Source organism: Shewanella woodyi ATCC 51908, assembly GCF_000019525.1.
GTDB lineage: Bacteria > Pseudomonadota > Gammaproteobacteria > Enterobacterales > Shewanellaceae > Shewanella > Shewanella woodyi.
In genome coordinates, this window is record NC_010506.1 from 4,754,615 (window position 1) to 4,776,194 (window position 21,580).

Consider the following 21,580-nt stretch of genomic DNA (forward strand, 5'->3'; position numbering starts at 1 on the left):
ACATCAATTAACAAGGGTGAATTTTTCTCCTTTAAATGTTTTAACTGGGTTACCACGCTCAACTTCCCAATGCTGCTGCCAACGGGCTTTTTCTTGCAATGACATCTGTTCAACCTTGGTCGACTCAAGCTTTTGGAATAGCAAAGCACGGGCAAGACGTTTATTTGCATGCTGGCTCCTTTCACTCTCAACTCTTACTGAAATACCAGTTGCAACATGAATCGCACGCACGGCAGAATCCGTGGTGTTAACATGCTGCCCACCTGCGCCTGACGCTCTGCATGTTTGAAAGCTAACCTCTTTGTCTAATTCAGTTTCATTAAACTCATACATCTGCCCACTGAAAAACCAGTTCTTTCGCTTATTTTTAACTCTATTCTTTTCAAGCTGAAAGGGGCTTTGACAGATCCACAACATTGCTCCTTGCCATGACTTAGCTAGCTGTTTAGCTAAGTCATCTTCCCCCAACACTGACTGCTTTGACTCAAGCTGAAGCAGCACGGACTTAAAGCAAAATCGCTCCTTTGTTTCAATCGCTTCAATAAGGTCAAAAGCAACACCTTTTTCTCTGCACTGCTTCTCAATCTCCTTCAACGCTAAACCAATCGCTTTACAGCACGCAGCAGGGCCTTGACCAGCAGACAGTTGCAATAAAATCATGATGAACAATCTCCATTTGTTTTAAAGGTTAAAACAGGTCGTAGTTTTGCCACCAACTCAATCAACCCCGCATCGACCATATCCTTAATAACAGTTTCACACTTTTTGTACGCCTGTGGCGCTTCGTCATACAAGAGCTCTTTATTGCCACAAACTACTCGACTTCCAAGTGCTGTTCGATAGAGATCTTCACGCTTATATTTATGACCCAGCCGCCCATGGCACTCGCCACGTTTCCATTTTCTTCCAGCGCCATGAGCTAATGAGAACAGACTGACTTTGAGAGCATCACCGTTACTGCATAATGGTTTTACAAGATAGCTGTAATCACCACGTGATCCGGGAATAACGACATAGCCTTTGTCACTTGGTGTTGCGCCTTTTCTATGAAGCCAACCTTCACGGCCATCTATATTTTGAGCCGAAACTAGGTTGTGATTAATATCTAGAACACAATCTCCCTTTGCTCTGATCGAATCTAAAAAACGCAAAGCTATCAGTTCACGATTTAACTCAGCCCACCGCACAGCTTCATCATGTTTTCTTATGTAGTCTTGAAAACTGTCACCAACGTCGGCCCCTTCAACAAGTAAGCCGTTATGATTATGTTTTGAGATGTGCTCAACCAAGATTGATTGACCTAAGCCTCTTGAGCCTGAATGAACAAGAAGTTGTAACTGCCTCTTATTTAATCCTAAGTATTCAAGTGCAGCCTGATCATAAACCTCGTCAATGGCTTGAAACTCCGCAAAGTGGTTACCTCCCCCTATGGTGCCTAACGCACGATCATAACTATCAGTCGTTATACCTTTTGCACATTTACGACTCGCAATCGTTTCGGACCAGCTGTCATCCAATGACTCCTCAACATGCTCAAACTTCTTAGCAAATTTGTCTAAGCTAACCTTGGATACTTTGGCTGACGTTTGCCAAAAAGACATACCGCAACCAATATCATTACCCACAAGTGCAGGGTAAACCCTATTAGTTGTAAAAAAGGCTGCACCTATTGGATAGCCTCTGCCTGGATGCAAGTCAGGCATCCCCGCAACACGGTGCATACCACTTAATTCAGATGTTTTGATTAGTTGTTGTATCGCTAGCCCTTCAATCCACGTATCAGCAGATGCAATAAGGCTAACGTTTTCAGTAATTTTTTGGACGGATTTGCCCATAATACCAATTCCTTTCTCTTTAACAGAAAATGAGGATTTAAAACGTAATACGTATTGGCAGGTCAGGCTTTCTAACGAAATGAACCACAGAACAAGGTCAGTAAGCTAAGGCTTTCTTAAAAAAAAAGAAATAACTAAGCGAGTAAACCTATTATCGGATAAGACCTGCAAAGGATGTTGATGTGATTGTCATAATTTTCTCCTTTACAGTTAGTTGATAAACTCACCGAGTCGAAATGAACTGGTGAATAATTGGACGAGCGCATAGTAATCAAACCATAAACACAAAGCAATAGATAATTGAAGTTCGAGATCTTTTTCATGGCTTCATCTCTACGCACAAGCATCGACTATTTTCACTTCTCACACATCTAGATAATGAACAACATTGATTATATTAAAGATTAATTACCCGTCACAATTAAAAATCATCATCAACTTGTTCACACTAATTATATCGTTTATAACCATTAGAATTAAACGACGCAATTAATATAACCACACTTAGTACTTTCACCAAACCGATAAAATTAGAATAATTAGAAAATAAGTCGACTGCAATATAACACCACCAAGTATGACAAAATAGACAAAAGTACTAGCTTATATTCCCCATCACTATTACCAATCTGTTTTAGCTATTAAAACAATCGATACAATTGATTTGTACCCTTTCATTTTTAATGTAATTTAAATACATCTAATTTAAAAGAAACAAATATGAAACATACAATATTTTGTTTACTTACACTCTTATTTATCTGTGACTCAGTACAGGCTGATGCCACAGAAAACTCTATTCATGCTATCGCGATTAAATTTTTTAAACCCTTACCCAATAAGATGCCTGGGGGAGAAAATGACAATGATGATAAAATAGCATTAGGGAAAAGACTCTATTTTGATAATCAACTATCCATCAATAACACCCAGTCATGTAACTCGTGTCATAACTTATTAGGCACAGATGAAAACCCCGGTTCTGGTACAGATAATTTAGCAGTGTCTTTTGGGGCTTTAGGTTCGGCAGGTACGCGAAATAGCCCAACCACTTGGAACGCTGGGTTGCAGTTTACTCAGTTTTGGGATGGAAGAGCCAACACCCTGATAGAGCAAGCAAAATTTCCAATATTAAATCCCATAGAGATGGCACTCCCCTCGAAAGAGGAAGCCATAACTCGCTTAACAAATACAGGCTATTTAGCGCTATTTATTAAAGCCTATCCAGATGAAGCCTCCCCGCTGAATTTTCATAATATATTGGATGCGTTAGCCGCCTTTCAAAGAACTTTAATATCGGAAGATAGGTTTGATCTTTTTTTAAATGGTGAGACCAATGCGTTATCTGAAAAAGAGAAACAGGGAGTGATGACTTTTATCACTGCCGGCTGTGTTGCATGCCACAACGGCCCTCTTCTTGGAGGACAGATGTTTACCAAAATGGGGGTTGTTAATCCCTATCCAAATAAAATTGATAGAGGAAGAGCTCATTTAACGATGAGTTCTGCCGATGATTTTCAATTTAAAGTCCCCTCATTAAGAAATGTATCAAAAACGGCACCCTATTTTCATGATGGAGCAGAGACATCATTAGAACAAGCGGTAAAAGATACTGGGTTTCATCAACTTGGAATAACACTCTCCGACAAAGAGGTCGAGGATATAACAAGCTTTTTAAAAACATTAGACAATATAAAGGTGGTTACCAGATGAAGTGAGCCTTGAGTTTAATCTAAGCACGCCTAAAGAATAATTCTAATTAACATTTCAAGATATTTAAATGGAACGGAGTCATTATTATGTTTAAGAAAACAATCTTATCTTTTGTCATATCTGCGGTGATGGTTACCGCCGCTTCTGCGGTGGAAAATGAACAACCTAAATCCAACCAGTTCTGGTGGCCAAATCAATTAGATTTAACCCCTCTTAGAAATCACAGCGATGAGTCAAACCCACAAAATAGCAATTTTGACTATGCAGAAGCCTTTGAAAAACTCGATCTTGAAGCTGTAAAAAAGGATATCGATAAAGTACTCACCAACTCACAAGATTGGTGGCCTGCTGATTATGGTCACTATGGCCCATTCTTTATTCGAATGGCTTGGCATGCTGCTGGCACCTATAGAACCCACGATGGCCGAGGTGGAGCGGGAGGCGGACAGCAACGTTTTGACCCACTCAACAGCTGGCCAGATAACGTCAACTTAGACAAGGCAAGAAGGCTACTTTGGCCGATAAAACAGAAATATGGACAGAGTATCTCTTGGGCCGATCTTATCGCATTAACCGGAAACGTGGCACTCGAGTCTATGGGATTTAAGACCTATGGCTATGCCGGCGGTCGAGAGGATGATTGGGAACCTGACCTCGTCTATTGGGGTCCAGAGAGTAAGTTTCTCACCGACGAGAGACGTGATAAAAAAGGCAAGCTCAAAGGCCCACTAGCCGCAGTTGAGATGGGACTTATTTATGTTAACCCCGTCGGCCCACACGGCAACCCTGATCCACTGCTCGCCGCTAATGATATCCGCATGTCTTTTGGTCGTATGGCGATGAATGATGAAGAGATTGTTGCCCTTATTGCAGGTGGACACACTTTCGGTAAAGCCCATGGCGCAAAAAAACCAACTGAGTGCGTAGGTCCAGAGCCCGCTGCTGCCGCAGTAGAGGAGCAAGGATTTGGTTGGAAAAATCGCTGTGGAACAGGCTCAGGTGCCGATACCACATCCAGTGGATTAGAGGGAGCATGGACAATCACTCCAACTCAGTGGACCACTAACTATCTCGATAATCTATTTACCTTTAATTGGGTGAAAACTAAGAGCCCAGCTGGGGCGATTCAATGGATCCCAGATACAGACACCGCTGCTAACTTAGTACCTGATGCCCATGACCCCACTAAGCGTCATGCCCCCATCATGTTCACCACAGATATCGCCATCAAGGAAGATCCTAAGTTTAGGGCGATAGCCGAGAGTTTTAGAAAGTCACCAGACAAATATGAACTCGCATTTGCTAAAGCTTGGTTCAAATTAAATCACCGCGATCTGGGCCCGCGTTCTCGCTACTTAGGGAATGAGGTACCTAAAGAGGTGCTGGTTTGGCAAGACCCTATCCCTGAGCTAAACCACCCTGTCGTCAATGATGCCGATATCGCTAAACTGAAATCAGAGATACTCAAATCAGGTCTCTCAGTTCAAGATCTTGTGCTCACAGCTTGGGCGTCAGCATCGAGCTACCGCGGCACCGATATGCGTGGTGGCGCCAATGGTGCTCGCATCAATCTATCACCGCAAAATGAGTGGCAGGTTAATAATCCGAAACAGCTAGCTAAGGTGCTAAATAAGCTAGAGAAGATTAAAGACAAATTTAATAAAAAGTCTAAAAAAGCCAAGATATCTCTTGCCGATCTCATTGTATTGGGCGGTGCTGCGGCCATCGAAAAGTCGGTAAAAGAGGCAGGTTTTAACAATAAGGTCCCCTTCACTCCAGGCAGAATGGATGCCAGCCAAGCGATGACAGATGTGGCCTCTTTTGGGGTGTTAGAGAGCACGGCCGATGGGTTTAGAAACTACTACTCTGATGAGAGTAACCTCTCTCCAGCACAGATGCTGATTGATAAAGCAGATCTACTGACGTTAACCGTGCCAGAGATGACCGCATTAGTTGGTGGTATGAGGGCGTTATCAGCCAATGCCGACGGCTCCAATCACGGAGTATTTACCGATCAGCCCGGCGTATTGTCCAATGACTTTTTCGTCAATCTACTCGACATGTCTGTTAAGTGGTCTAAAAAGCCTAAAAGCGAGGCACTTTATGAGGGCTATGACAGAAAAACAGGTAAGCTGAAGTGGACTGCTACCCCAGTGGATCTGGTGTTTGGATCTAACACTGAGCTTCGTGCCATCAGTGAGTTTTATGCTTCTAAAAATGCTGAAGAGCAGTTTATCACTGACTTTATCGCCGCTTGGCATAAGGTGATGGTCAATGATAGATTCGATATAAAGTAAGCTACTTTCATTAGCTAAACTGCTCCCCAAGGTTAAGTCCCACCACTTAACTTAGCCTTGGGTGAGCTATCGCTAATGATTTGAGAGAATAGATGACCCCAAGAAGTTGCGAATATGGCGTTGGAGATAACTCCTACAAGATGGCTGGTGAATTAGCAGGGCTAACTCAGTTAGTGGATGAGTTTTACAACAATATGGATGAGGTAACTGGTGCTAAAAAGATCCGCGATATGCACCCGGAAGATCTCACCGAATCACGCCAAAAACTAGTGTATTTCCTCTCTGGCTGGCTCGGCGGCCCTAGACTCTACCGTGAACATTATGGCCCCATTAGCATCCCTAAATCCCATCAGCATTTACATATCGGCCTTGAGGAGAGTGAAGCTTGGTTGTCTTGTATGGAGAAAGCGGTCGCTAAACAGCCCTATGAAGCTCCATTTAAGCTCTATCTTATGGAGCAGTTACAAGTTCCAGCCCAGAGGATAAGACAAGTATCATCGGCCCGTAAAATCTAATCTAGACTGGCTATTCTCTTAATCATTGTTAGCTAGCGCTTGAGGATAAGCTCGCTGGCTAGCAAGTAGCCTAGCTCTAGCCGTCACCTCATCATCACTACACATCCCTGTTACGGGAAAATAGTGCTGCTTTGCATATTGCTCGATGAGCCTTGATTTAACGAGACCATGCTCGAGCAGGTCTTGCAAAATAGCATCGCTCGCCGCCAAAGCCGACGAGGCTTTAACTATCTCTGTGCGGGCGTAGTATTTGCCATGAAATGACACATCGGCGGCACGTAAATCGGCATCAACACCTGGGATCTGTTGAGCACCAAACAGAGGTTTAGCCGCAACATTAGCCTGAGTAAAATGGGGAATATATTGCGCGATATGCTCAATGGATCCTACCGTTCTCTGTTCAACCAAGTGTTCAGGCCATTGGCGCTCAATCTTATCGATAAAACGCTCAGCAAGTTTTGGTTGAGCGCTCTGCTCACAACTCGCCACTAGCCCATCACGGAACAGGGTAATATCTTGAGTCATTCCATGGAGCTGAAAGTAGCCATCGGGATAAGGAGTCAGCTGCGCCATTCCTTGTGGCGTTCCCCGCTCACCATAAAATATCACCTCAGGCCACAACCCCTTACACTCAGGCCAATGGGCCACATAAGCCGCTTTAAACTCCACCATACGCTCGCGCTTAGCGCTGAGCATGTCATCGATTTCACCACTTTTAAAGCCGCAGGCATTAATCACGTAATCAAAATAGAGGTGAGATACCTTCCCTTCTCCCAACGCTTGCATCGACACTCGCCAGCGTAAACTCTGTGTATCTTGCTTAAGCGACACCACTTGAGTCTTGTTATAGAGGTGACAACTGGGCAGACGCTCCGCCGCTAAACTGGCAATCGCCGCAAAACGAAAAGCAGACAGGCCATACTCCTGCACTAATACGATGGGAAACTTTAACTTGTCGAGCTCAGTATGTTGAGCAAAGGCCACCAACCAATCAGTTTGAGACTCGGCCTTCTCAGGTAAAGGGCTATCAATCAAAGCCTCAACTTCCTCCCGCTCAAACAGACGATAATAATGCTCTGGAGCACCTAATACTCTATTACTGGCATCTAAACCCACTAACTCGGCGTATCTGTTTTGCAGCATCTGCAGACGCGGCAGCAGCTCTTGAGGCTCACCGGAATCGCTTTTTGGTATCGCTATCACAGTGGGGCGGCGATACACGCTCTGGGGATATACTTTTACGGTATCGATAGACTGCTGTAGTAGTGTTAGGCACTGCTCATCTGAGATCTCACGATACAGATTACCACCAGCGTGTAGGTGACAAATAGGCGGGCCATTCACTAAGCTTTCACCCTTTTCAATGATGCTGGTATCTATCCCAAGTTCGGCAAAGCGTAACGCTATGGTAGAACCTGCGACACCGCCGCCAATGATGGCAACTTTTGCGTTAGTGGATAACAGAGTCTCAGCTCCATTTATAGGTTTGTTCATGGTACTTAAAAGGTGACAGACAAAAATTCTGGGGTATCTTATATGCTAGAAAGTGATCTGCTCAAGCTCTTTTAAGCACAGAGAGCCAGTTCTCTTACTTCTCCAACTTGATTCGAGCTCATCTTAGATTTTCATTTAATAGAAGCTGGACAGCATATCCTTACTCAAAGTAAAAGTGGATCTTGGTATTCGCCAAGATGACTGCAATGGCAAATGCTCAGTTTTACTTTTTCAGTAAACGAAGCGTTCATGTAGCCGTAGGCTATTGAGTGAGCAACGCGTTCTGTAAACCTTTGCCCTAATCTTTTAACTCGAAGCGCAGCGCTCTAGCAGTGAGCTGGCGAACGTACTCGCAGGCACGCAGTACCGTCTTAGCTGGGCGAAGCCTGCCCTTCTCAGCCTTTTGCTAACTAAACATGGCAGCGATACAACCTACCAAGGTCATAATAAACAGGAACCACTTTAAGGTATCTGGTTTGGCCTTAATCGCAAGTTTCACCGCAAGGTGAGCGCCAAACATGGTGCTGAGCGCGAGTATCAATCCAGGTAACCACTGAATTAGCCCCTCGATGATAAATAGCACCAGTGCAACTGAGGTGAAAACTAAGGTACAGAGCATCTTAAGTGCGTTAGCTCGTACAAGGTCATATCGTAAAGAGCCTGCTAGAGCAGCCAGTAAAACAAAGCCGACGCCCGCTTGTACAAATCCACCGTAAAAACCAGCTACGCCCAACCACCACCATGAAGCAGGGGTTTGCGATACCTGTTTAACAGGAGTGCCTAACTCAGGTGCCACCATGGAGGGTTTAACTAGAATAATAAATGCCATCAATAACATAGTGCCCAGCAGCAGAGGTTTTATCCATTCACTGGGGGCATAGGCGGCCCCAGCAGCCCCTAAGAGACCACCAACAATAGTGGGGATCAGGATAGGCACGGTATCATCCGTGTCTAGCTTGCCATGCTTTTTAAACCCCAATACCGCAACAATAGACTGCATTAAAACGCCAACTCGATTGGTGGCATTAGCCACCTCAGCAGGCATCCCCATCACCATGAGAGCAGGCAAGGTCAGGTTTGAGCCACCACCCGCCAAGGTATTAATGATCCCAGCAAAAAAGCCGGTAACAAGTAGCAAAACCGCATGGGTTAAGGTGATATCCATTAACGCTTAAATCCTCTTCATACTCTATTTATCGGGCTATACATATTCTCTCTAGCTAAAGCAGCCCGCCCTTCTCAGCTTAATTGCCAATTAATCTGTAAGCGTTAACATAGATAACATAGTTAGTTTTCCATTCAAACTTTACTTAAATTTGCTAACAAATCAGATGTTGACATTTTTTGACAACATTGGAGTATGTACAGGTTTATTTAACAGCGACCCACTTTAGCAAGGAAGAATATAAAAAATGAAAAAATCCTTAATCGCTATCGCCTTAGCCAGCACATTTTTAGCGGCTTGCGGCACATCAGAAGTTAAAAACAGTGACGTTGAGAAGGCAGTGACAGCAGCCAGTTCAACCAAGGCAGAGCTAGGTAGTTTTGGTGTTGATCTATCGGCGCGTAACGAAGCCGTTAAGCCTGGCGATGACTTTTTTATGTATGCCAGCGGCACTTGGTATGACAACTATGTGATGCCTGCAGACAAGACTCGCTTTGGCGCCTTTACCGGTTTAGCTGAGCGCAGCGAAAAGCAGGTTAAAGAGATCATCGATGATATCGCCAGCCGCAGCGACCTTAACGCTGAAGAGCAGCTAATTGCCGATTTCTATCAAGCTTATATGGATACAGATACTGCTAACAAGCTGGGTATCACTCCAATCCAACCTACTTTAGATTCAATCAAGCAGATCAAATCGACCGATGATTTAACTAAGATCTTCGGCGGCGCTTGGCTAACAGGTGCAAGCTCACCTATCGCAGGCGGTATGTGGTTTAACCGCTTAGATCCAAATCAGTATGAGATGTCAATGGGTGCCACTGGATTAGGCCTTCCCGACCGCTCCTATTACCTTGAAGATAGCGAACGCTTTGTCAAAATCCGCACCGCCTATGTTGAGCATATCGCCGAGATGCTTGCCTTTGCAGGGATAAAAGATGGTAAAGCTCGTGCAACTGAAATTTTAGCCCTAGAGACCAAGATGGCCGAAGGTCAATGGCCTCGTGAGAAGCGTCGTAATCGCGATCTGACCCTAAACCAGATAAAGCGTACTGAGCTTGCTAAAGAGTACCCAGGGTTTAATTGGGATCTCTACTTCAAGGAGACTGGTTATCAGGTTCCTCAGCTGAATATGTCACAGCCTGAGCCGATTAAAGCGATGATCGCCTTGGTCAACCAAGAGCCACTCAATGTATGGCAGGATTACCTGACCTTCCACACCATCAGCAATAATGCAGGTTTACTCTCTGAAGATATCTACGCCGCTAACTTTGCCTTTAATGGCAAGACATTAAGCGGACAGGAGGAGCCTCGCCCACGTTGGAAGCGTGCAATTTCTGAAATGTCAGGCACTCAATCGCTTGGCTTTGCCATTGGTAAGGTTTATGTGGCGCGCTACTTCCCTGAGTCGTCTAAGCAGCAGATGGCTGAGCTAGTTGAAAACCTACGCACAGCTATGGGTGAGCGTATCGACGGCCTGGATTGGATGGGCGCAGACACTAAGGTTAACGCTCATGCAAAACTTGCCGCATTTAACCCTAAGATTGGCTACCCAGATGTGTGGCAAGAGTTTGATGGTCTTAAGTTAACCAATAAAGATCTAGTAGGAAATATCCAAAACCTACGTCAATACTTTAAAGCCGACAGCATAGCCAAAGAGCTAAAGAAAACTGACCGTAACCGTTGGGGCATGACACCTCAGCGTGTGAATGCCTATTACAACAGCTCGTTTAACGAGATTGTGTTCCCTGCGGCAATTTTGCAACCACCGTTTTTCGATCCTAATGCCGATCCAGCGGTTAACTACGGTGGTATTGGTGCCGTTATCGGTCACGAGATGGGCCATGGTTTCGATGATCAAGGTTCAAAATCAGATGCAAACGGTATTCAGCGTAACTGGTGGACAGATGCTGACCGCGCTGCATTTGAAGCCAAAGCCGATCAGCTTGCCGCGCAATACAGCAAATATGAGCCAATTCCAGACAACTTCGTCAACGGCCGTAACAGCCTAGGTGAGAATATTGGCGATGTGGGTGGCCTCTCTATGGCATACCACGCCTACAAGCTAAGCTTGAACGGTAAAGAAGCCCCTGTGATCGACGGCGTAACTGGCGATCAACGCTTCTTCCTTGCTTGGGCACAGGTATGGAAAGAGAAGCGCACCGAGCAGAGCATGCTAAACCAGCTACGTGCGGGTACTCACGCGCCTGGTCGTTACCGCGCACAAGCTCCACGTAACCATGATGCTTGGTACAAGGCTTTTGATGTAAAACCGGGTGATGAGTTGTACCTTCCTGAAGATCAGCGCGTTCGCATCTGGTAACACGAATAGATAGCACTAAGCTTTTATAAAGCAAGTAAAAAGCCAGTCAGATCACTGACTGGCTTTTTTATCACAACTACATCCCTTCAAATCATCATTTTCACGCTTATTTTTCCCGCCAATATTTCAGCAATAACGGCAAAAGATGAGCCGTATAGTAGCCCACCTTAATTTAGCCAACCATTTATAAGTCATTAATATAAAACAGGTAATAGTTAAAAATAATAAGCAGACGTTAATGAAATAGGTGGACAATTTAAAATTAAACCAGCAGAATAAGTGTGACTTAGATCACACAATGATTAAGGTTAATATGGGAGAGAACATGAATAAAATAATTATAACTGCTGGACTACTTTTCGGCTCATTACTTTCCGGCGCCTCTTATGCCCACTTCAGCACAATTGAGTGTAATGATTGCTCCGCCTCACAACGACTACAGCAGGCAGATACAAATTTAGTTGATCAAGCTCATGAGAGTATTTTTGTGGTTGATTTTGTTAATCATAGTGTCAGCAAATTTCAAGCTGATGGGGAAGTGGTTAAAGCGGTTACTATGACACTTTCAGAAAATATTGATATTAATCATGAGTATAATCATAGAAAAACATTCTTACGCTCTGTTAACGCAGACTAAATCCTCTCTACTGATAAGAAAGAGATTCAAAAGAGATCTAGTGTGTATTCTAGATCTCTTTTACGAGTCTTAAGATGATACCAATCGGTATTAGAAATAGTAAGCTACGCTGATATTGAATAGAGAGTAGAAATTATCATCTTGGTTTTCGATACCAAGACCTTGTTGACCACCTAACCATACAGCGTTCTTGCCGTAGATATGATCAACAAAAATAAAGAAGTCAGATACCCCAATACTCACACCAGTTGTATTGATCACAGAATCATTTAGATTAGCGTTAATATCGGTATCTGGTGTCAAGTGGCTATAGTCATTATACAGGGTAACTGTACCCCAATCATAACCGATAGATTTGGCGATATTAGCAGCAAAGATTTGACCTTTAGCAGCCACTTCATAAGCGCCACCACCCATCTTCATTGCATATAGACCATTGCTGTTTTCACTATCATACTGGTCATAATCATAATCAACCATCTGTAGCTGTAACTGGTAACCGCTGTACTGAGCATCTAAATGAACAGCATAAGCTGTCGATGTTCCATGGTCGTCATGGGCGGCATTATATAGCTGGCCGTACTCTAACGATGCACCAACTTGAACTGTTAGCTTGTCATAGTCAAAAACATAAGACTGGCGGATGTTGAATGTATTGGTTTCTTCATTGTCATAGGTGTTATCGCCAATAGAACCTGTGAAGGCATCTGCAGCATAACCGCGGGTATCAGATGATGAGTATTCACTGTTCTTGAAAAATGCTACTTCAGAGGTCCAGTTGCCACTGCTATAGATAGCTTTAGCACCTAGATCATAGTCATCCTCAAAGCCCATGTAGTAGTTGATACTCTCCCACCAGTTGTGTGAGATGAAGCTCTTATTACCAAATGGCTTGCTGATAACACCACCCTGGAACTGCCAATCTTCAACACCATTGTACGCAGCAAAAGCGTACTTAATGAAATGGTTGCTTGAAGAGTTTTTGAAAACGTACTTAGCGCTTGCGGTCCAGTTTTCACTAATATGGCTATCGATATCGAGTTCTAATGCGTCAAATGCGAATGTACCACCATTTGATTTAGACGCTTCATTGCCATCATCAACGAAGTACTTAACCTTAACAGCACCACCCAAATCAACAGAAGGTTCGAACTCATCAGCCATTACAGCTGTTGAAGCACCAAGTAACGCACTAATTAAAATAGATAACTTTAGCTTTTTCACTTTTTTATTCTCATGTTCATAACCCGACATTGGATTAGGAGCACGGATCATATCCATAATTTCACTTTAGATTGTGACTGAATACGCAATCAGAACACCGACAAGGTTTGATTGATTAATAATGTGATGTAGAAAGGATTTTTGAGGGGAGTTGATTAGGCGAATGGGTGCCGTCAGAGCTCAAGCTGACGACACTCATTAAACTGTTAATTATTGCTTAGCCGCTTCTTGGCCTGCAATACGACCAAACACAATAATATCGGTATAAGCGTTGCCACCTAAACGGTTAGAACCATGAGTTAGGCCTGTCACTTCACCAGCAGCATACAAGCCTTTAATGATGTCACCATCATTATTTAATACTTCCGCTTTCGTGGTGGTCGCGATACCGCCCATGGTGTGATGCACAGATGGCGTTGCTTTTAAGATCCAATACTTACCTTCTGACATATCAACAAGTCCCGCACGGTTATTAAATGCTAAATCCTTACCCGTTGCCGCATATTGGTTTACATCCTTGATGGTGTTTTGCAGAGTATCTAAAGGAATATTGAATTTCGCAGCAGCCTCTTCAATGCTTTCAACTTCAAACATTAATCCACGAGAGTGTAGATCGTTGAACTCACCTGGGTGCATGTCGATAGTCTTAGCGAGATCATCAATCTTTTGATTCCAAATAACATAAGTATACTTACCTGTTTGGTTCAAAATGGCGTTAGAGATGACGTCACGGCGATCAAGCTCCTCAACAAAACGCTTACCCTCTTGGTTGACCAAGATAGCACCGAAAAAACGGGCATCGGCGATTAACGCAATAGCACCTGTTTCAGGGTTACAGATTGGGTATGCTTGGATCTCACCTAGATTTGCTGTCTTAGCGTTAATCGCAGCAGACATCACGATACCATCACCAGTCGCACCTGCGTGATTAGTCGTGCCATAACGCTCATCGTATTCAGGGTTAAACCTTTTACGCATTTCGATGTTAGCACCAAAGCCACCAGCGGCCATGACAACGGCTTTCTTAGCGTGATAAGTGATCACCTTACCATTCTTCATCGCCTTAACGCCGACAACACGACCTGTCTCGTCTTGGATAAGGTTCTTTGCCGTTGTGTTCATGTGAACTGGTAGGCCAATCTCTTCTGCTTTAGCGGCAAACTTACTTAGTACTTCTGCACCTGTGTGTCCTTTAGGGATAACAGCACGTTTAACTGAGTGACCGCCAAACTGAAAGATCTGGTCTTTGTAGAAGTCGACCTTGATGTCATCACGTAACCATTCAGCCGCGGCAACAGCATTGTCGGCCATTACGCGTACCATCTCAGGGTCGCCTTTGTAATCGCCACCCTTTAGTGTGTCTTCGATAAAAAGCGCTTTGCTGTCAGTGATCCCCATGCTTTGTTGAACCCAACTACCAGCTACGTTCATTTCGCCGCCAGAGATCAACGAGTTACCACCAATAATTGGCTGTTTCTCAATAATAACAGCAGACACGCCAGCTTCAACTGCCTCAACACCAGCGGAGAAACCTGCTCCACCGGCACCGATAACAACCACGTCATAAGTGTACTCTGATGGCTCAGCATTGACTTTTTTGCCATTAATAGCCGCCGTCGCCACAAGAGTGATACCAGCAAGCTCAGCAGATTTAGCGACCGCTTTTTTTAGACCATCTGATGTTGCTGTTGCACCAGTAATACCATCAACATTTATACTATTATTATCGATAATTGCCTGTTTAACGTCTTTGTAAACAGCAGCCGATAACACTCTATTCTCTTTCTGCTTCACAATATCAATGGCTGTGATTTTGCCATTCTCAAACGTGGTTTCTACTGTGATATCACCATGCCTACCTTTAGCAGTACCTTGTGATTTAACCATTTCGTTTGTGACTGCACAACCAACTAGAACAACTGGGACAGCAACAGCCATACCTAGAACTGACTTTTTAAATTTGAAATTCATACGGGTCTCTTATAAGAGTAAAACGTGTTCTATCGAACAGGTAGTTATGATTTGTAGCGACTAAATTATTTATGCTAAAAAGACATCAAACTATCGATTTGATGTCTTCTTAAGGCTTAATTGTTTGCTCTTAGTATTTCATTAAGAATTTTTGTGATGCTTCGATATCGATGGTGAAAGTACGAGTGTCATCGGCATAGAAATCAACGGTTTTACGTAAGTCTTTCAATAGCGTCTTGTTAGCATCTGAAAGATCGCGATTATGAACTTTCTTTTGAAGATCTAACGCTTGGCCATAGGTCATTAGCTCAAATGCATAGATATAAGACACACCATTGACCACTGTGGTTAGGTTTTTAGACGCTTGATGGAAGTTACTGAAGTTATCTTCAATCCCGCCTTGGTTAGCCTGACCATAAAAAGAGACAGGGTTAGATGCGTGGGCGATATCTACAAACAGTGCAGTGAAACCATTTTGCAGCGTATAGAAGCTCTGACCGTTAGTATCATCAGGATTCACTAGGGCACGGGGTAATCCAGTGAAATAGGGGTCAATCATCTTAATCTGACGGTTCGATGAGTATTTACCTAACTGAGCCATTGCGATACTGAACGCTTCCGTTGTCGTCGCTAGCTGTATGGTGTCGAAGTTAGCAGACGAGTTAATTGCGCCAGATACCTTACCATCAGTGAAGTACTGCTCAACTTGTGGGTACTTGTTGAAACGTGAGTGCTTAGCATTCAAGTAAACAGTTGGATTATCATCAGAGCTGTTGATCTGAATATGTACTAGCTCTTCAAGGCTGTTGTACTGACTAATAGCATTAGCGACAGGCCAGTGTGCACCGCGAAATGATAAGGCATCTTGTAACGGACGTTTTTCATCACGCTGGAACAGGTAACCACCTTCAAGATTGGTAAGAATATCGTTACCCACCTCCTGGACATGCGGCATAGGACGCGCATCTAAGGTGTGAGGTAAAATTGGACTGATATTACCATTGATTGACTCAAGACCCGCTGCAATCAGCTTAGGAGAGAACTCGATTAATTGCTCAGCCTGACCCATGGCATGGACTAACTGCGCTGTTGATAGTGCGTTGTTAGAGAGAATCGATAGGCCATCTTTACCAAATGGCACTAAAGGCTTAACACCAGCGGCTTTTAATGCTTTGCCCGCAGGCATACGCTCGCCTTTGTAGAACACCTCGTGCTCACCCATCATAGCGGCACCAATATGTGATGCTAATAGGATGTCAGACAGACCCACTGAGCCATCTGAAGGAACAACAGGGATAATGTTCTTGTTGACGAACTCTTCATATAAACGAGCCACGTCAGGCTGAACACCAACATGACCGGTAGCGATTTGGTTTAGTCGAATAGTCATGGCCATGCGCACAACCGACTGCTCAATTGGCTCACCAGATGCCGCAGAGTGAGTGAATAACATGTCACGGTTAAAGTCTTCAGAGAGCTTTACCGCTTCATCTGACATTTTGCCATCTTTACCGAAAACTTCTGTATCTTTATTCTTACCAACACCAACTGTTAAACCGTAAACTGGAGTACCTTGGCGAGCTGAATCCATTAATAGGTCAAAACTGTTCTGAATATTCTGTTTGCCTTGCTGGCTAACTGTAATGCTCGCTACGCCATTTTGTACTTTAAGCAACTGTTCGATTGTTAGATCTTTACCGGTTAGGCTGATAGTATCAGCTAAGACCCCAAAAGCAGGGGCAACACAACAAGCAACTAACACTGATTGACTCAACACCGATAACTTCATATTACAACTCTTTATAGGACATGTTTTCGAGGGCTGGAGAATACCTATTAAGTGATAGTTCGAATCTGACGATGATCACAAATAAATAAGCAGCAAACTTAAACAGCTCATATTTACAATGCAGTTCACGAATAATTTCTTTCTCTAATTGAAGTCACAAAAACAGCTAGATAAACAGTAACTAACAGCCCCATTAGGCTTGATATTGCGGTAACGATCACCTTCCCATACGGCTCTACAGATAGGACTTAACATGACAAACCAATACATACCGGCAAAAGTTTGGACCATGGATAATGAAAATGGTGGCGAGTGGGCCAGCATCAATCGTCCCGACTCAGGCCCAAGACATGAGAAGGTATTAGCTAAAGGCACTCAGCCACTTCAGCTACATTCACTGGCCACGCCTAACGGCCAAAAGGTAACCATTATGCTGGAGGAGTTATTAGCCAAAGGCGTAACAGAGGCAGAATACGATGCCTACTTGATCAGCATTGGTGATGGCGATCAATTCTCTTCCGGCTTTGTGGATATCAATCCAAACTCAAAAATACCAGCGCTACTTGATACCTCAGTTGATTCACCTATTCGCGTATTTGAATCAGGTAACATCCTCCTTTATTTGGCAGAAAAATTTGGCCACTTTTTACCTACGGATTTAGTCGCTAAAACTGAAGTGATGAACTGGTTATTTTGGCTGCAAGGCTCTGCGCCATATCTCGGCGGTGGTTTTGGCCATTTCTATGCCTATGCCCCAGAAAAGTTCGAATACCCAATAAACCGCTTTACCATGGAAGCTAAACGTCAACTTGATGTGCTGGATAAACAGCTAGCTAACAATGAGTTTATTGGTGGCAGTGAATATAGTATTGCCGACATCGCCATCTGGCCTTGGTATGGCAGTCTAGTACTCGGTAACTTATATAACGCCGCTGAGTTTTTAGATGTATCAAGCTACCCTCACTTAGTGCGCTGGGCTAAACAAGTGAGCGAACGCGATGCAGTTAAACGTGGCCGCATTGTGAACCGTTCATGGGGTGAAGAGTGGGAGCAACTAGCAGAGCGACATAGCGCAGCTGATATTGATGCTGTGCTCGCAAAGCAGCCTTAAAGTTTTTACTCATTAAAAATGCCACTCAACCGAGTGGCATTAATGTACAGACCTTCTCCTCAACGGCATATAACGCAGTTCCCTCAACGCTCTAAGATGTTACCCTCCCAAGAAATGAAAACACAAAACACCACCAATTCGCACACCAACAGCTTAATACACTGCAAATATCACTCCATTCAATTCAATTAGTTACAGCCAGAGATAAAAAATAGATATAAAAACGAGCTTGGAAAGGTTTTAGAAATCTCCCACCCACTATTTGATGAGTTTATTCACACAAGTGAGATTCGGCAGTCAGGGCGTTAACGCTGCCGCAAAGGTGAATTGACCAAGAACAGATAAAAAACAATCAACAAGCAATTAAACACCAACAGATAACAACAAAGTGATGGAGATATTAACGTGAAATATTCATATCGCAGCTTATATGGAGTGATAGCCTTATTGTTATTTTCCTCTCAATCTCTAGCAGAGGACAATGAGGTTAAGGTACTAGATGTTCGCTTTCTAGTTGCCGCAGCAGATAAACAGGGAACAGACGCGCAGGCCGATGGGGAGACACTAAGAGAGGGGATCGAAAAGTTAAACTTGTACTACCAACCAATGGGCGTGCAGTTTAATCATAAAGATACGGTTTATATTACCAACGAAGATGTGCCGGGTTTCCATGATCCAGAAGATGGGTGGGACACAGATGATGAGGAGCTAGTCAGACCCTTCTTTGACCTCAATAGCTACAACATACTCGTGACCGAGCTCAAACGTCTTAATGGTCACGCCTGGTGGCCCTATGAAGCAACGGATGCTGTAGAGGTCGATCCAGAAGATCTTATCTACTCCACTACGGCCCATGAGATAGGCCATAACCTCAGCATCAGACACACATACTCAAGTAACAGTGATGGCCCAATCTCACTGCTAGCAGGCCCCATGGGCTGGAAATATGGCGACCATATTATCGATACACCACCGGATCCCGATGAAGATGATTACATAGAGAACTGTGTATACAACGGTGACCTTGTTGATGATGAGGGAGTGCTTTATGCTCCAGATGCTAAAAACATCATGAGCGGAGGGAGAAACCGCTGCCGTACACACTTCTCCCCGCAGCAGCAGACTCGTATGCTTAGTCTTATCTCTACCGACAAGTACCACCTTTATGACAAATATGGCGAAGGTCGAACCGTGCCAACCTGTGATAACTCAACCCAAGTGATTGAGTACCCTCACCATGAAGGCTTTAACGTTAACGAGGTGGTAGCTGCAACCCCTTGGGTTCAGGATGTCGCCAATAATAGATATAACTGGCGCTTTGACAGTGACACCTCTTCATCTCGCACTGGCGCCGATGAGCCCGTAGAGGGACACAGCTTTATCCATGTCGACACAAGTAGGATGGATGATTTTATTAGCGAGGGCGATCATGTTGCCATGCTCAGCCCCTGCTTTGATTTCACCACTAAGAACTCACCAACAATGGCGTTTTACTTCTCTATGTACGGTGAGGATATGGGCACCCTCTCCATTGAAGCCACATTAGATAATGGCCAGAGCTGGCTTCCTGTTTGGCAGATGATAGGTCAAAAGCACACAGATGGAGAGTGGGAGCAGGTTAATGTGGATCTCGATGAGTACGCTGGAAAGAAGGTTCAGTTTAGACTCGATTACCAAGTTCAGGGAGAAAAAGGTGATGCCTCTTTCGATAGCATACAGCTAGATGCCATATCTCAGGACAAGGTACATGCAGTATTAAGCAGCGATAGCGTTGCCGAAGATGGCATGAGTTTCACCTTTACCCTACAAAGAGAGGGCAGCGTTGCTGGTGAAACCTCGATTCAAGTCGCTACCCAAGATCTGACAGCCATGGCTGGCATCCATTATGAGGCCATCGACACTCATGTTGTTTTTGCTGCTGACGAAACCACTAAAACACTAACCATTAATATCTTAGATAACGATAATCTGGAAGGTGATACTCAGTTCAACATTATTCTCTCGGGCGCTAATGCCCCTGTCGATAATCCACCTCTACTGATCACTATCATCGAAGATGAAGAGGAGAATATCGCCCCTGTCGCTAGCTTTGACTTTAATGTCAAAAACAGTAAGGTCAGCTTTACTAGCACCGCTAGTGATGAGGATGGCGAGATAGTCAGTTATCTGTGGGACCTTGGTGATGGAAGCAGTGCAGATACCGAAACCTTGACCCATCGCTATGCTCAAAGCGGCGATTATCTGGTGAGCCTCACCGTGACCGACGATGACGGCCTGTCTCACACCAGCTCTCAAACAGTCTCAGTATCTAAAAAGAGTAAACCTACCGCTGTGATTAAGCATATAAACCTATGGTTTATCGATGTTTTTGTATCGCTTAGCTATGATGACGATGGCTATATCACCCAGCACAGATGGAAATTTAATGATGGCAGCAAAGCCTCTGGCCCAGTTGCAGTTAAATTTGGTAATCGCGCCTCTAAGGTAAAACTTATCGTCAAAGACAATGACAACCTTAAAGGCAGAGCAAAACTCAAATTTAGATAAGCTATACAACAAGTCTTAAAAAATCTCAGGGTAAAGTGTAAAGAGCCAGTATCAACGAATGTTGATACTGGCTCTCTTTTATCAGCTTAAAGCTTTTATCAAGCTAACGACTAAGGCGGGTGATAACCTCTTTATGCTGAGGATATTGAGTCAGTAGCCACTCTTGGCTAAACAGCTCAAAATCATCGAACGTAAAGCCTGGTGACACCATGCAACCTACTAGTGAGAAACCAGGGTTATTCATGGCCGAACCAAAAATACACCCTTTGGGCACCAAAAATTGTGGCCGTTCACCAGCAGCAAAATTTAATCCAAGTTGAGCGGTTGTTAGCTCCCCAGCCTCATCAATCATGTAAATCGTAAGCGATTGACCTGCATGGAAATACCACATCTCATCGGCTGTTAAGCGGTGAAAGTTAGATACCTCCCCAGTGCGCAACAGAAAGTAGATACTTGTCCAAAGAGGCCGAGTATCATCAAACTGCTCATCAGAGCGATATGAAGAACGGAAATAACCCCCTTCGACATGCTGCTCTAATTTCAAATGCTCAATAAATGAGTCCGCAGTTTCCAAAGATAACTTGTCAGTCATAACATCACTCTATTGGTGCTAATACTTTGCTGTTTTACTTTAGTGCTTAGGCCTTACACCGTCACGCACCATCTCTTTACCATTTTCATACACTTCATCGGTCACCCAACGCGCATGTAAAAGCTTATGGTTAGCATCAAACACTGCAACAAAGTGACGGCCATCGGCATTATTTGTTGCCATACCCACGCCTTCAACACCTTGAAGACCTAAACCACCGGTTTCAACTGATACCAAAAAGCGTCTTAAATCATCTAGGTTGTCGATAATATTCTGTTCATCATTCATCTGATTAGTACTCTTAATTCCTATTCGTTCAATGGAGCAAAGTCTCTCATAATCAGCCGCTTTTTACACTGACAAAAGCCTG

The 21,580-nt window shown here is 43.9% G+C and carries 16 protein-coding genes; 7 read left to right on the forward strand and 9 right to left on the reverse strand.

Annotated features, from left to right (window positions below):
• Window positions 1-3 precede the first annotated feature (3 nt).
• Together prfH and SWOO_RS20045 are read right to left on the reverse strand one after the other, a co-directional pair.
• Window positions 4-660 (reverse strand): peptide chain release factor H, encoded by a 657-nt coding sequence (gene prfH / locus SWOO_RS20040; RefSeq protein WP_012326490.1) that lies wholly within the window; start codon window positions 658-660, stop codon window positions 4-6.
• The gene (locus SWOO_RS20045) at window positions 657-1,835 is read right to left on the reverse strand and encodes an RNA ligase RtcB family protein (RefSeq protein WP_012326491.1); all 1,179 of its coding nucleotides are present in this window, start codon (window positions 1,833-1,835) and stop codon (window positions 657-659) included. The genes prfH and SWOO_RS20045 overlap by 4 nt, the downstream gene beginning before the upstream one ends.
• A gap of 720 nt (window positions 1,836-2,555) precedes the next feature.
• Here SWOO_RS20045 and SWOO_RS20050 point away from each other — a divergent pair.
• The 3 genes from SWOO_RS20050 to SWOO_RS20060 all read left to right on the forward strand — a co-directional run bounded on the left by SWOO_RS20050 (window position 2,556) and on the right by SWOO_RS20060 (window position 6,360).
• Window positions 2,556-3,548, forward strand: a complete 993-nt coding sequence (locus tag SWOO_RS20050; RefSeq protein ID WP_012326492.1) for a cytochrome-c peroxidase — start codon at window positions 2,556-2,558, stop codon at window positions 3,546-3,548.
• Window positions 3,549-3,634: 86 nt separating this feature from the next.
• Window positions 3,635-5,845: a catalase/peroxidase HPI gene (katG, locus tag SWOO_RS20055; RefSeq protein WP_012326493.1), complete on the forward strand. Its 2,211-nt coding sequence runs from the start codon at window positions 3,635-3,637 to the stop codon at window positions 5,843-5,845.
• A gap of 92 nt (window positions 5,846-5,937) precedes the next feature.
• The gene (locus SWOO_RS20060) at window positions 5,938-6,360 is read left to right on the forward strand and encodes a group II truncated hemoglobin (RefSeq protein ID WP_012326494.1); all 423 of its coding nucleotides are present in this window, start codon (window positions 5,938-5,940) and stop codon (window positions 6,358-6,360) included.
• 18 nt (window positions 6,361-6,378) lie between these two features.
• Here the strand turns inward: SWOO_RS20060 and SWOO_RS20065 are convergent, their stop codons facing one another.
• Window positions 6,379-7,854, reverse strand: a complete 1,476-nt coding sequence (locus SWOO_RS20065; protein ID WP_012326495.1) for an FAD-dependent oxidoreductase — start codon at window positions 7,852-7,854, stop codon at window positions 6,379-6,381.
• A 406-nt stretch (window positions 7,855-8,260) separates the two neighbouring features.
• Entirely contained in the window at window positions 8,261-9,019 is a 759-nt protein-coding gene (locus SWOO_RS20070; RefSeq protein WP_012326496.1) for a sulfite exporter TauE/SafE family protein, read from the reverse strand.
• 247 nt (window positions 9,020-9,266) lie between these two features.
• Between SWOO_RS20070 and SWOO_RS20075 the strand changes: the two genes are divergently transcribed.
• Together SWOO_RS20075 and SWOO_RS20080 are read left to right on the forward strand one after the other, a co-directional pair.
• Entirely contained in the window at window positions 9,267-11,339 is a 2,073-nt protein-coding gene (locus SWOO_RS20075; protein WP_012326497.1) for a M13 family metallopeptidase, read from the forward strand.
• A 325-nt stretch (window positions 11,340-11,664) separates the two neighbouring features.
• A complete protein-coding gene (locus tag SWOO_RS20080) occupies window positions 11,665-11,976 on the forward strand; it encodes a hypothetical protein (protein ID WP_012326498.1) in 312 nt (103 codons plus the stop codon).
• Between the two features lie 90 nt (window positions 11,977-12,066).
• Here the strand turns inward: SWOO_RS20080 and SWOO_RS20085 are convergent, their stop codons facing one another.
• The 3 genes from SWOO_RS20085 to SWOO_RS20095 all read right to left on the reverse strand — a co-directional run bounded on the left by SWOO_RS20085 (window position 12,067) and on the right by SWOO_RS20095 (window position 16,960).
• On the reverse strand, window positions 12,067-13,257 hold the full coding sequence (locus SWOO_RS20085) for a hypothetical protein (protein ID WP_012326499.1): 1,191 nt from the start codon (window positions 13,255-13,257) through the stop codon (window positions 12,067-12,069).
• 153 nt (window positions 13,258-13,410) lie between these two features.
• A complete protein-coding gene (locus SWOO_RS20090; protein ID WP_012326500.1) occupies window positions 13,411-15,171 on the reverse strand; it encodes a flavocytochrome c in 1,761 nt (586 codons plus the stop codon).
• A 130-nt stretch (window positions 15,172-15,301) separates the two neighbouring features.
• Entirely contained in the window at window positions 15,302-16,960 is a 1,659-nt protein-coding gene (locus tag SWOO_RS20095) for an aromatic amino acid ammonia-lyase (RefSeq protein WP_012326501.1), read from the reverse strand.
• A gap of 253 nt (window positions 16,961-17,213) precedes the next feature.
• On the opposite strand from SWOO_RS20095, the gene yghU reads away from it, so the two are divergent.
• Entirely contained in the window at window positions 17,214-18,071 is an 858-nt protein-coding gene (gene yghU / locus SWOO_RS20100; protein ID WP_012326502.1) for a glutathione-dependent disulfide-bond oxidoreductase, read from the forward strand.
• Between the two features lie 405 nt (window positions 18,072-18,476).
• Complete coding sequence (locus SWOO_RS20105) at window positions 18,477-20,618, forward strand: PKD domain-containing protein (protein ID WP_012326503.1); 2,142 nt, start codon at window positions 18,477-18,479, stop codon at window positions 20,616-20,618.
• 103 nt (window positions 20,619-20,721) lie between these two features.
• Here the strand turns inward: SWOO_RS20105 and SWOO_RS20110 are convergent, their stop codons facing one another.
• Both SWOO_RS20110 and SWOO_RS20115 read right to left on the reverse strand, forming a co-directional pair.
• Complete coding sequence (locus tag SWOO_RS20110) at window positions 20,722-21,192, reverse strand: cupin domain-containing protein (protein WP_041418302.1); 471 nt, start codon at window positions 21,190-21,192, stop codon at window positions 20,722-20,724.
• A gap of 57 nt (window positions 21,193-21,249) precedes the next feature.
• The gene (locus tag SWOO_RS20115) at window positions 21,250-21,498 is read right to left on the reverse strand and encodes a hypothetical protein (protein WP_012326505.1); all 249 of its coding nucleotides are present in this window, start codon (window positions 21,496-21,498) and stop codon (window positions 21,250-21,252) included.
• Window positions 21,499-21,580 lie beyond the last annotated feature (82 nt).

Coding starts and splice junctions, on each gene's coding strand:
- SWOO_RS20080 (WP_012326498.1), top strand. CDS start 11,665: ATGAATAAAATAATTATAACTGCTGGACTACTTTTCGGCTCATTACTT.
- yghU (WP_012326502.1), top strand. CDS start 17,214: ATGACAAACCAATACATACCGGCAAAAGTTTGGACCATGGATAATGAA.
- SWOO_RS20075 (WP_012326497.1), top strand. CDS start 9,267: ATGAAAAAATCCTTAATCGCTATCGCCTTAGCCAGCACATTTTTAGCG.
- SWOO_RS20050 (WP_012326492.1), top strand. CDS start 2,556: ATGAAACATACAATATTTTGTTTACTTACACTCTTATTTATCTGTGAC.
- SWOO_RS20115 (WP_012326505.1), bottom strand. CDS start 21,498: ATGAATGATGAACAGAATATTATCGACAACCTAGATGATTTAAGACGC.
- SWOO_RS20045 (WP_012326491.1), bottom strand. CDS start 1,835: ATGGGCAAATCCGTCCAAAAAATTACTGAAAACGTTAGCCTTATTGCA.
- SWOO_RS20065 (WP_012326495.1), bottom strand. CDS start 7,854: ATGAACAAACCTATAAATGGAGCTGAGACTCTGTTATCCACTAACGCA.
- SWOO_RS20095 (WP_012326501.1), bottom strand. CDS start 16,960: ATGAAGTTATCGGTGTTGAGTCAATCAGTGTTAGTTGCTTGTTGTGTT.
- SWOO_RS20070 (WP_012326496.1), bottom strand. CDS start 9,019: ATGGATATCACCTTAACCCATGCGGTTTTGCTACTTGTTACCGGCTTT.
- SWOO_RS20085 (WP_012326499.1), bottom strand. CDS start 13,257: ATGGATATGATCCGTGCTCCTAATCCAATGTCGGGTTATGAACATGAG.
- SWOO_RS20090 (WP_012326500.1), bottom strand. CDS start 15,171: ATGAATTTCAAATTTAAAAAGTCAGTTCTAGGTATGGCTGTTGCTGTC.
- prfH (WP_012326490.1), bottom strand. CDS start 660: ATGATTTTATTGCAACTGTCTGCTGGTCAAGGCCCTGCTGCGTGCTGT.
- katG (WP_012326493.1), top strand. CDS start 3,635: ATGTTTAAGAAAACAATCTTATCTTTTGTCATATCTGCGGTGATGGTT.
- SWOO_RS20060 (WP_012326494.1), top strand. CDS start 5,938: ATGACCCCAAGAAGTTGCGAATATGGCGTTGGAGATAACTCCTACAAG.